At 41.3% G+C, this 11,207-nt stretch carries 5 protein-coding genes; all 5 read left to right on the forward strand.

Annotated features, from left to right (window positions below; genetic code table 11):
• Nucleotides 1-74: 74 nt before the first annotated feature.
• Nucleotides 75-1,820: an SDR family NAD(P)-dependent oxidoreductase gene (locus tag WA1_RS26400; protein ID WP_017746875.1), complete on the forward strand. Its 1,746-nt coding sequence runs from the start codon at nucleotides 75-77 to the stop codon at nucleotides 1,818-1,820.
• 326 nt (nucleotides 1,821-2,146) lie between these two features.
• Nucleotides 2,147-7,252, forward strand: coding sequence for a PfaB family protein (locus WA1_RS26405; protein ID WP_017746874.1), 5,106 nt, complete (start codon nucleotides 2,147-2,149; stop codon nucleotides 7,250-7,252).
• A gap of 247 nt (nucleotides 7,253-7,499) precedes the next feature.
• Nucleotides 7,500-9,182, forward strand: a complete 1,683-nt coding sequence (locus WA1_RS26410) for a PfaD family polyunsaturated fatty acid/polyketide biosynthesis protein (protein ID WP_017746873.1) — start codon at nucleotides 7,500-7,502, stop codon at nucleotides 9,180-9,182.
• Between the two features lie 346 nt (nucleotides 9,183-9,528).
• On the forward strand, nucleotides 9,529-9,783 hold the full coding sequence (locus tag WA1_RS26415) for an acyl carrier protein (RefSeq protein WP_017746872.1): 255 nt from the start codon (nucleotides 9,529-9,531) through the stop codon (nucleotides 9,781-9,783).
• An 85-nt stretch (nucleotides 9,784-9,868) separates the two neighbouring features.
• On the forward strand, nucleotides 9,869-11,207 hold a 1,339-nt coding region (locus WA1_RS60280), incomplete at its 3' end, for a type I polyketide synthase (protein WP_272819233.1).

Genomic DNA, 11,207 nt, shown 5'->3' on the forward strand with positions numbered 1-11,207 from the left:
TCTTTTTAAATTAAGGAACCGCAGATGAACGCAGACGAACGCAGATGAACAAGTGAGAACTGCTGTAAAAAACAATGAATACTAACACAACGATTAATTCATCATCAGTGATTCTGATAAGTGGTGGGGGAAGAGGGGTTACGGCGCAATGTGCAATTAAATTAGCTGAGGAGTATCGATGTAAATTTATTTTGCTTGGTCGCTCTGAACTTACTGAATCTGAACCGACATGGGCTAAAGGATGCTTTGATGAAGCTCAATTGAAAAAGCGGATTATGCAGGATTTAATGACTCAAGGTGATAAACCTACGCCTGTAAAAGTCCAAAAGGACTTCAATTCTTTACTAGCTCAACGGGAAATTAAGTCAACCATTTCTGCAATTCAGCAAGTAGGCGGACAGGTGGAATATCTCAGTACGGACATTACCAACAAGTCTAGTTTACAAGCTCTAGCGTCGGTGGTTCAAAGTATTGGACAGATTACGGGAATTATTCATGGGGCTGGTGTTTTAGCGGATAAGTTGATTGAAAATAAAACAGAGCGAGATTTTGATAGTGTTTACGCTGCTAAGATTGAGGGTTTAGAAAACTTACTGAGTTGTGTAAACGTCAATCAATTAGATTTCATTGTTTTGTTTTCCTCTTTCGTAGCTTTTTACGGTAACGCAGGTCAATCTGATTATGCATTAGCCAACGAGATTCTTAATAAAACAGCTTATCTGCTCCAACGGAAATCTCCCTCTTGTCGTGTTGTCTCCATTGGTTGGGGACCCTGGGATGGTGGTATGGTGACACCAGAATTAAAAAAGGTCTTTTCTCAACTCAACATGGAACTGATTCCTTTGGAAGTTGGTGCTCAAATGTTAGTTGATGAACTTAAGCCTTGCTATCATGGAACCGCACAAACTCTGGTCATGAGCAGTGCGATCGCTGCTTTACCCCAGCCTCTGTATTCTAAATCACAAACATTTCGGTTTCGCCGTAAATTAACCCTAGCAGCCAACCCTTTTGTTTGCGATCACGCGTTTGGTGGCAAAGCCGTTTTACCAGCCATGTGTAGCATAGCATGGATTGTTAATGCTTGCGAGCAAATCTACCCCGGTTACAAATTCTTTAGTTGTAGCAACTACAAAGTTCTGAAAGGGATTGTTTTCGACCAAAGTCTATCCACAGAATACGTTTTAGACATCAAAGAAGTTAATCAAGTGAATTCTGGCGAAATAGATTTTGAGGTATTGGTATGGAGCGAAAGTCCAAAAGGAATACCTTATTATCATTACAGCACTCAAGTTAAACTTCTCCAGGAATTTCCCCAAGAAAGACATTTTAAATCTTTGAATATCACGCAAGACCCAGCACTTCTCAGTCTTTTTCCTTATCAAAATGGAACTTTATTTCATAAACGCAAATTTCAAGGAATAAAGCAAATTCTCCAGATTACTTCTGACAGAATGATTGCTCGGTGTAAACTAGACAAGATTGATATCAGAACACAAGGTCAATTTCCAGTAAAAACATTTAATCCTTACACATCTGATATTTTATTTCAATGTTTGTTAGTTTGGGTCAGGCATTTTTATAATTTAGCAAGTTTGCCCTTACAAGTTAAAAAGCTTGAACAATTCCGAGAGATTTCTTTTGAGCAAGAATTCTATGTTTCTTTAGAAGTTACCTCAAATCAGGAAACAAATTTCTTTGCTAGCGGTACACTGTACGATTCTCAAGGAGAAATCTATATGAAGATTTCTGATATGCAGGTGACCGCCAGCGATCGTCTTAATCCTTTGTTTTTGAATAATTCTTTGAGTAGGTTGGGTTGAGGAACGAAACCCAACTAATATTCGAGACCCCTGGCAGTATTGAACCAATAACAATATTTAAAGGAGTCAATTTTAGAGCGCTAAATGTATTGTGTAGGTTGGTCAGAACAAAGACATCCAATAATTCGATTAAATGTTGGGTTTCGTTCCTCAGCTAATATTCGAGACCCCTGGCAGTATTGAACCAATAACAATATTTAAAGGAGTCAATTTTAGAGCGCTAAATGTATTGTGTAGGTTGGTCAGAACAAAGACATCCAATAATTCGATTAAATGTTGGGTTTCGTTCCTCAAGCCAACCTACTAACTAATAAGGAGCATAAATCATGGTTAAGCTTGCAATTGTTGGCATGGAAACTTTTTTCGGAACGTGTTATGGATTGGATAACTTTCAGCATAGTGTTTATGAGGCAAATCAAAATTTTACTCCTGTTCCTTATACACGAGTTCAAGACATACAATCAACGCACCAAACCGAGCAAATCTCATTGGGAGCCTACATTCAAGACTTTGAAATCGATACCTTTTATTTCAAAATTCCACCTAATGATTTAGATAAATATGACCCCCAGCAGCTGTTACTGTTGAAGGTGATTGACAATGCTTTGAGGGATGCTGATTTAGATGAAAAGGGTAAATTACTGCAAAATATTGCTATTGTTACAGTCCTAAAAGATGGACCTGTTCTAGAAATTGCGTCTGGCTCTGATTCTAGTGACAAAAGCTTGCTCAAACAGCAAAGAAATATTGTTTATAGTAAAATTTCTAGTCTGTGGAATGTTTCAGGACCTAATTTCAGTGTATGTGTTGAAGAAAATTCCGTCTTTGATGCTCTGGAAATAGCAAAAAGACTTTTGACAAATGGTTCTGCGGATACTGTTGTTGTGGGTGCTGTGAACTTGGCAAATGACTCGGCTTTGTGGCACGATCGCTTAACAAGTATGGGTACTGGTACGCCAACTTTGAGTTATGACCGCAATGCTAATGGTTCGGTGTTGGGGGAAGGTGCTGGAGCGATCGTTTTAAAGCGCTACCAAAAGGCTCAGCAAGATTGCGATCGCATCTACGCTGTCATTGACTCTGTTATTGTCACCCATAAAGCTTCGGTTACCCCTAGTGAATCCGTCCGCCAATGCTGCTTCAGGGCTTTTGATGAAGCAGATGTGGAACCAACAGAGATTGGTTATCTGGAAGTTTTTAGCAGTGGGATTGAAGAGCAAGATGAGGCTGAAATTAATGGCTTACTCCAAGCGTATCATGTTCCTGGTGCAGAATTAAGTTGTGCAATCGGCAGTGTTAAATCCAACATAGGAAACACTTATGTTGCTTCTGGTATTGCTAGCTTAATCAAAACTGCTCTCTGTCTTTATCATCGCTATATTCCTGCAACTCCGCAATGGTCGGGTCTCAAAAAACCAGAGATTTGGCAAAACAGCCCTTTCTATGTCCCCACGGAGTCAACACCTTGGTTGTTGACAGAAAAACAAACAAAAAGGGTAGCTGCAATTAATAGTTTAGATAAAAACTCTAATTTTTCACACGCGATCCTCTCAGAAGACCCAAGTCAAGAAAACCGTAGCAATAAATCTTTACAAGAAAGCGATTGTTATCTTTGTCCCATTGCAGCAAACGAGATATCGGCTTTACTCGAGCAACTTGATGCATTAGAACAGACGATTAAAAACAGTTTCTCTTTATCTGCGACAGCTAGCGAAATATGGAGCGCTTTTCAAAAAAATTCCCAAGCTACCTATGCTTTAGCAATTGTGGGACATAACAAAAAGGAATTGCTGCGGGAAATCGAGCGCGGACGAAAGGGGATACCAGATGCGTTTGCTCGAGGTAAAGAGTGGAAAAGTCCTTTAGGGAGTTATTTTACTTCTAAGCCTTTGGGTAAAAAGGGTACTGTCGCCTTTGTTTATCCAGGTGCTTTTAATTCCTATATTGGGATGGGTCGAAAACTTTTCCACTTGTTTCCTAAAACTTGCGATCGCATTCCCAGTTTTGTCAGCGATCAAAGCCAATTTTTTAGAGATAAACAGCTTTATCCCAGAAGTTTACATCCGTTGTCCAAACGACAACTCGAAGAACTCGAAACACAATTCCTCAGCGATACCTTAGGATTACAAGTCTCCGGAACGGGTTTTAGCTGGCTGTGGACGTTCATCATGAAAGAATATTTCCAAGTGCAACCTCAAGCAGCATTTGGATATAGTATGGGCGAAGGCAGTATGCTGTATGCCTTAGACGTTTGGGTCAATGCTAAAGATGTGAGTAAGTTCGTACATTCGTCTCCAGTTTTCCAAACGCGGTTAGCAGGTCCTAAAACTATACTTCATGATTTTTGGAGCATATCCCAAGCCAATGTTGGCGAAGATTTATGGCATACTTATGTTCTTATGGCTCCAGCGTCTACAGTCAGGAAGTGCTTGGAACAAGAAAGTCAAGTTTTCTTGACAAATATTAACACACCAACAGAAGTTGTAATTGGTGGAGAACCTCAAGCGTGTCTGAGGGTGATTCAAGCGTTGAATTGTGAGTCCTTCCGCGCACCTGCTGACATGGTGTTGCATTGCGAACCAACAATTTCGGAATATGGTGAGTTAGTGAAACTGAACACCACAGATGTAAATCATGTAAAGAATATCAAATTTTATTCTACAGCTCATTACGACCCGCTACGTCTTGAGAAAGAGTCCCTAGCGCATAGCATTAGTCAAGGATTCTCCAGGCTTGTTGATTTTCCCCGACTTGTGAACCGAGTGTATGAAGATGGAGCGAGAATATTTATTGAGTTAGGACCGGGTAATACCTGTTCTCGGTGGATTTCTGAAAACCTTCAACAGAAAGAACATATAACGATGTCCGTAAATCGCCGGGGAGTCGATGATTGCACTGCGATCGTCAGAGTCTTAGCCCAACTTCTCAGCCACCGGGTTTCTATGGATTTATCACCACTGTACTCCCCAATACCGGAGAGTGTTCAGACAAAGAAAACTCTGATTAAAACTGTTACCCTACCCCCCACTCCCAATTCCCCACTCCCCACTCCCAACTCCCCACTCCCCATTCTTAATGAAACTCAAGTACTAGAGTTTGCACAAGGACAAGTTTCACGCGCACTTGGTAAAGACTTTGAAAGTATCGATCCTTACGCCAAAAGAGTCCGCCTTCCGTGTCCTCCTTATTTGTTTGTCAGCAGAGTTACCAAACTTGAAGGTCAAAGAGGCGAGTATGACACTGGGTTTATACAAACTGAGTATGATGTTCCTCAAAATGCTTGGTATTCCGTTGACGGTCAAATTCCCTTGGGAATCTATGAAGAAGCAGGACAGGGAATTTTACTTTTACTTGGTTATTTGGGAACTGACTTTGAGAGTCAAGGACAAAGATCATTTCGCTTATTAGATCTTACCGCCAAATTTCTTTGCGAGCCACCTCAAGAAATCAAAACACTCCGTTATGATATCAAAATTGATTCTTATGTAAGGACGACCAGCAACTTAATTGTCTTTTTTCAAGCAGAGTGTTTCGTTGGGGAAAAACCGATTATCAAAATCTCTGGAGGCTGTGCTGGGCTATTTTCTGAGGAAGAACTCGCCCAAGGTCAAGGGATTATTGTCAGCGATCGCGAAGAGAAAGCAAGAAGTCGCATTCAAAAGAAGACATTTCAACCCTTACTGTTGTGTCAAAAATCTACTTTTGAGAAAGAAGACTTACTTCACTTAAGCCAGGGCGATCTTGCGACTTGCTTTGGAGATAATTACGAACAAAATGGCTTAAATCCGTCACTCCGGTTACCCTCAAAGATGCTGACAATGGTCGATCGCGTGGTATCTGTCGATCCTAAAGGAGGAGTTACAGGATTAGGTCTAGTCATGGCTGAAAAAATTGTAGAGCCAAATGACTGGTATTTTCTCTGTCACTTCAAAAACGATCCTACTATGCCTGGTAGTCTCATGATTGAAGGAAGTTCCCAGTTATTACAATTTTACACTCTTTTCCTGGGACTACAACAGTGTACTTCAAATGCTAGGTTTCAGCCAATTCCCCAACGTCCTCAAGTGTCACGTTTTCGCGGACAAGTGACTCCGACTTCCGGAAAATTGATCTACCGATTGGAAGTTATGGAAATCGGTCTGTCCCCAACACCTTACATTATATGTAATGTCGATATTATCTTTGGAGACAAAACAATTGCGACTGCTCAAAACTTGGGATGGCAATTATCTGAAAAGCCAGAACAACCCTTATTAACACAACCAAATTTGCTTCAAAAACCAGTTTTATTTAATGAATCGCAAGTTCAAGAACTGACTAAAGGCGCTGTTGCTAGCTGTCTGGGTCCAGAATACCACATTTATGACAATCGTCGTTCGGTGTGTCTGCCAAATAGAGATTTATGCTTGGTCAGTCGTATTGTAGAATTTGAAGGTAAACGACACGATTTGACAAAAACTGCCAATCTGGTCACAGAATACGATGTTTCTCCAGACGCCTGGTTTTTCCGTCATAATTCTTATCCTTATTTACCCTACTGTACGTATATTGAAATAGCCGGTCAGCCTTGTATTTTCTTGGGCGTTTACCTAGGAGCACCTCTATTATTACCAGAAGAAAACCTTCATTTTCGCAACCTTGATGGTAAAGGTACAATTCTCAAAGATGTAGATGTCCGTGGTAAAACTATTACCGACAAGGTACACATAAAATCATCAACTGTAGTCCAAGGAGCAATTATTCAAAAATTTGATTTTCAATTATTGTGTGATGGCGAAGTTTTTTATCAAAGTGAGATGGTATTTGGTTATTTTAGCGACCAAATGCTAGCGAATCAAGTAGGATTGGATAGCGGAAAAATTGTACGTCCTTGGTATGAAGACAAGAAGAACTTATCAGCGATCGTGATCGATCTCAAAAATCCCGTCCATCAAGAGAAATTTTATCAAGTACCACTGAGCCAACCATACTACCATTTAGCTCACAGTCAGTTAAACTTTCTCAATGAAGTTTTGATTGTTGAAGCAGGTGGAAAATATCAACAAGGCTACATTTATAGCAGTAAAGATATTAGCCCAACAGACTGGTATTTCCCCTATCATTTTCATCAAGACCCAGTTATGCCAGGATCGTTAGGTATTGAAGCTATTATGCAAGCCATGCAAGTTTATGCATTACAACTTGACTTGGGAAGACAGTTTAAATCTCCTCGATTTGGACAAGTCCTTAACCATGAGATGACCTGGAAGTATCGCGGTCAAATTACTCCTGAAAATCGCAAAATGTATCTTGAGGTTCATATTTCAAAAATTGATGTTAAAAACGAACAAGCGATCGTTGTTGGTGATGCAAGTTTGTGGAAAGACAATATGAGAATTTACGAAGTAAAAAATGTAGCAATTTCTTTATCTGAATCCGATATGGCTTTTTAATATAGCAATCCTAAATCATTTGTAAAATCTCTTATTTCCTTTCTTTGCGCTCTTTGCGTCTTTGCGGTTAATAATTTTTATAACTCAAATAGGACTGCTATAGCTCTCTCATGTCTTACCTCTGCGTCTTTGCGGTTAAATAAATAATTTTTTGAACCGCAAAGACGCAAAGAGCGCTAAGAAAAGAGGGGAAGAAGAGAAGTGAAAAACGTAGGAATTTCTTTATCTGAATCATAGGAGTTTTAAAATGTTAACGAATGGTAATGGAAAAAAAGCACAAAATCTGTCTACATCTCTTCTAGAGGGTGGCGGTGATGCGACAAATTATTTCAACAGTACAAACAAAGCTTGGAAAGGTTATTTAGACTTAATTTCCTTTGATGAAGTTGGAATCAAAGCACGACTGCTGAATTTGCACCAACCTTGTTATATCCTTAAAGATAGAGAGAGAATTGGTATTGCTAACCATGGTTCTTCCTACAACTTTGACAACAGCCAAGGCGGGTTGATAGAGATTTTGATGGTAGCGCCACCAATGCTACCTCAACAGTTAGGCGATCGCGACTTCTTAAATTTTCATGGCGTCAAGTACGCCTATGCTGCTGGTGCGATGGCTGGTGGTATTGCGTCAGCAGAATTAGTCATTGCTCTGGGAAAAGCAGGCTTTCTGGCTAGTTTTGGTGCTGCGGGCTTAGTTCCTGCTCGAGTTGAAGCAGCCATTCAGCAAATCCAGCAAGCCCTTCCCAATAGACCTTACGCATTTAACCTCATTCACAGTCCTAGTGAAGAAGCTTTAGAACGGCGAGCGGTAGATTTGTACCTAAAATATGGTGTAAAAACTGTAGAAGCTTCTGCATTTATGGATTTAACACCCCATATTGTTCGTTACCGAGCTGCGGGTTTAAGTGTCAATGCACTCGGTCAAATTGAGATAAAAAACAAAATTATTGCTAAAATTTCCCGCCCAGAAGTCGCATCGCAATTTTTACAACCAGCGCCTGCAAAAATTCTCAAACAGTTAGTTGAAGAACAACTGATTACAGAGTTACAAGCCAATCTAGCTCAAAAAGTTCCTATGGCGGATGACATCACGGTAGAAGCCGATTCAGGCGGTCATACAGATAACCGTCCGTTAGTGTGTCTGCTTCCTTCCATCATCTCCTTACGCGATCGGATGCAACAAAAGTACTGCTACGAAAGACGGGTGAGAGTTGGCGCAGGAGGAGGTATTGGAACACCAGAATCAGCATTAGCCGCCTTTATGATGGGAGCTAGTTACATAGTGACAGGGTCTGTCAATCAAGCCTGTGTGGAAGCCGGTACCTCTGCTCATACAAAACGTTTATTAGCCCAAGCTGGAATAGCAGACGTTATTATGGCTCCATGCGCCGATATGTTTGAATTAGGAGTAAAGGTACAACTACTCAAGCGCGGGACTCTTTTCCCGATGCGAGCACAAAAATTGCACGATCTTTATAAAAACTATAACTCCATCGACGAAATTCCCACCACAGAAAGACAAAAATTAGAAGAACAAGTCTTTGGAAAACCTTTAGAAACAGTTTGGCAAGAAACAGTGAGCTTCTTCACCGAACGAGATCCAGAGCAAATTGCTAGAGCGGACAACAATCCCAAACGGAAAATGGCCCTAATTTTCCGGTGGTATCTAGGACTCTCCTCACGCTGGGCTAGTTCCGGCGAAAAAAACCGAGAGATGGATTACCAAATTTGGTGCGGACCTGCGATCGGTGCTTTTAATGAATGGGTACAAGGAACTTACCTAGCCCCCCCAGAAGCGCGACACGTAGCAGACGTTGCTTATCATATAATGACCGGAGCCGCCTACTTATATCGGTTGCAAAACTTAAAACTGCAAGGCTTGCAATTACCAGCCCACTTTAGTTATTACCATCCAATTTGTGGGGAGTAGGGAGTAGGGAGTAGGGAGTAGGGGGAAGGGGGACAAGGAAGAAAGACCAATCCTCAATCCAAAATCCCCACTCCCTAAATAAAGTTTTTGTAAAGTTCGCGAAATTACAGTTTTTCGATGTGAAGAATTTAATAACAGTTAGCTATAGCGTTTTTCATCTGGATGAAGTACAAATTCATCTGCGTGCATCCGCGTTCATCTGCGGTTCCTTAACTCCTTAATATATTGCACCCAATTGAAAACTGCTACATTCCACAAAGCATCAAAAAATTAACGCTTAAGACTTAACTCCAGAAACTTCACTTAATAAACTTTCACCTCAAATCATATTCAAAGGAATCGGTGCATGGCTATTTCAAATAAGCAGTCTCAAACAGCAGAAACCATTCAATCTTGGTTAATCAATGAGTTTGCTGAAAGACTTGAACTTTCGCAAGATGAAATCGACGTGAATGAACCATTCGATAACTACGACCTGACTTCTGCTGAGACAATGATTCTACTTGGAAAACTAGAAAAATGGTTGGGAATCAAACTGAACCCCACCCTGATCTTCAACTATCCAACTATTGCAGAACTTGGCGATCGCTTGGCTGAGTAAATTAATATAGCGTTTCCCAGTATCAGCGTTCGTCTGCGTTCATCTGCGGTTAAATAAATTATTTTTGAACCGCAGATGAACGCTGATGGACGCAGATAAAAAAGATAATGAAAATGGTAGATTAAAAATGGAACCAATTGCAATTATAGGTATTAGCTGCCGATTTCCGGGAGCAGATAATCCAGAAGCTTTTTGGCAACTCCTGCGTGATGGAGTCGATGCTATTACAGAAATACCCTCCAATCGCTGGGATATCCGGCAATTTTACGACCAAGATCCAGAAGTTTCTGGTAAGATGAATTCTCGCTGCGGTGGCTTTTTGCAGCAAGTAGACCAGTTTGACCCTCAGTTTTTTGGCATTTCACCGCGAGAAGCGGTTTCTATGGACCCCCAACAACGACTCTTGCTAGAGGTGGCTTGGGAGGCGTTGGAAGATGCGGGACAGGTACAGGAACAGTTGTCTGGTTCGCAAACTGGTGTGTTTGTTGGTATTTCTACGAATGATTATACTTTGATTCAGGGGGAGGAATATTCTCAGCGACCTCAGGGTTACGATTTAACTGGTAATGTATTGAGCATTGCGGCTGGTCGGATTTCTTATCAGTTTAATTTGAAGGGACCGAGCATGGCAATTGACACTGCTTGTTCTTCTTCACTGGTTGCTGTTCACCTCGCTTGTCAAAATCTCTGGAATGGAGATGCGACCATGGCTTTGGCTGGAGGGGTGAACGTTATTGTTTCGCCTACGGGTAATGTTGGTCTGACTAAACTGAAGGCTTTGTCTCCTGATGGGCGCTGCAAAACTTTTGATGCGGGTGCTAACGGTTATGTTCGGAGTGAGGGAGTTGGTTTTGTTATTCTTAAACCCTTATCAAAAGCTTTGGCGGATAAAGACCGGATTTATGCGCTGATTCGAGGGAGTGCTATTAATCATGATGGTCGTAGCAAGGGATTGACTGTACCTTTCGGTCCCGCTCAAGAAGCACTCATTCGTAAAGCATTGGAGAAAGGCGGGGTAGCACCTGCTGACGTTAGTTACGTCGAATTGCATGGTACGGGAACTCCTTTAGGGGATCCAATTGAAGCGATCGCACTGGGAAGCGTGCTTGCTCAAGACCGTTCTCCCAATAACTACTGTACTGTAGGTTCTGTTAAAAGCAATATTGGGCATTTAGAAGCCGCTTCTGGGATCGCTGGTTTAATTAAAGTTGCATTATCCCTCAAGAACAAACAGATACCACCAAATCTGCATTTTCACAACCCCAATCCCTACATTCCTTTTGAAACCCTACCAATACGCATATCGCAAGCTTTAACACCTTGGTCTACATCAACCCCAGCCTTTGCTGGTATTAGCTCTTTTGGTTTTGCTGGAACCAATGCTCATGTTGTCCTAGAAGAAGCACCCCCCTCCCCCCCTCCCC

The organism is Scytonema hofmannii PCC 7110, from assembly GCF_000346485.2.
GTDB classification, from domain to species: Bacteria; Cyanobacteriota; Cyanobacteriia; order Cyanobacteriales; family Nostocaceae; genus Scytonema; species Scytonema hofmannii.

Excerpts from the sequence above, each read along its gene's own strand:
- WA1_RS26400 (WP_017746875.1), top strand. The coding sequence starts at position 75 with ATGAATACTAACACAACGATTAATTCATCATCAGTGATTCTGATAAGT.
- WA1_RS26405 (WP_017746874.1), top strand. The coding sequence starts at position 2,147 with ATGGTTAAGCTTGCAATTGTTGGCATGGAAACTTTTTTCGGAACGTGT.
- WA1_RS26410 (WP_017746873.1), top strand. The coding sequence starts at position 7,500 with ATGTTAACGAATGGTAATGGAAAAAAAGCACAAAATCTGTCTACATCT.
- WA1_RS26415 (WP_017746872.1), top strand. The coding sequence starts at position 9,529 with ATGGCTATTTCAAATAAGCAGTCTCAAACAGCAGAAACCATTCAATCT.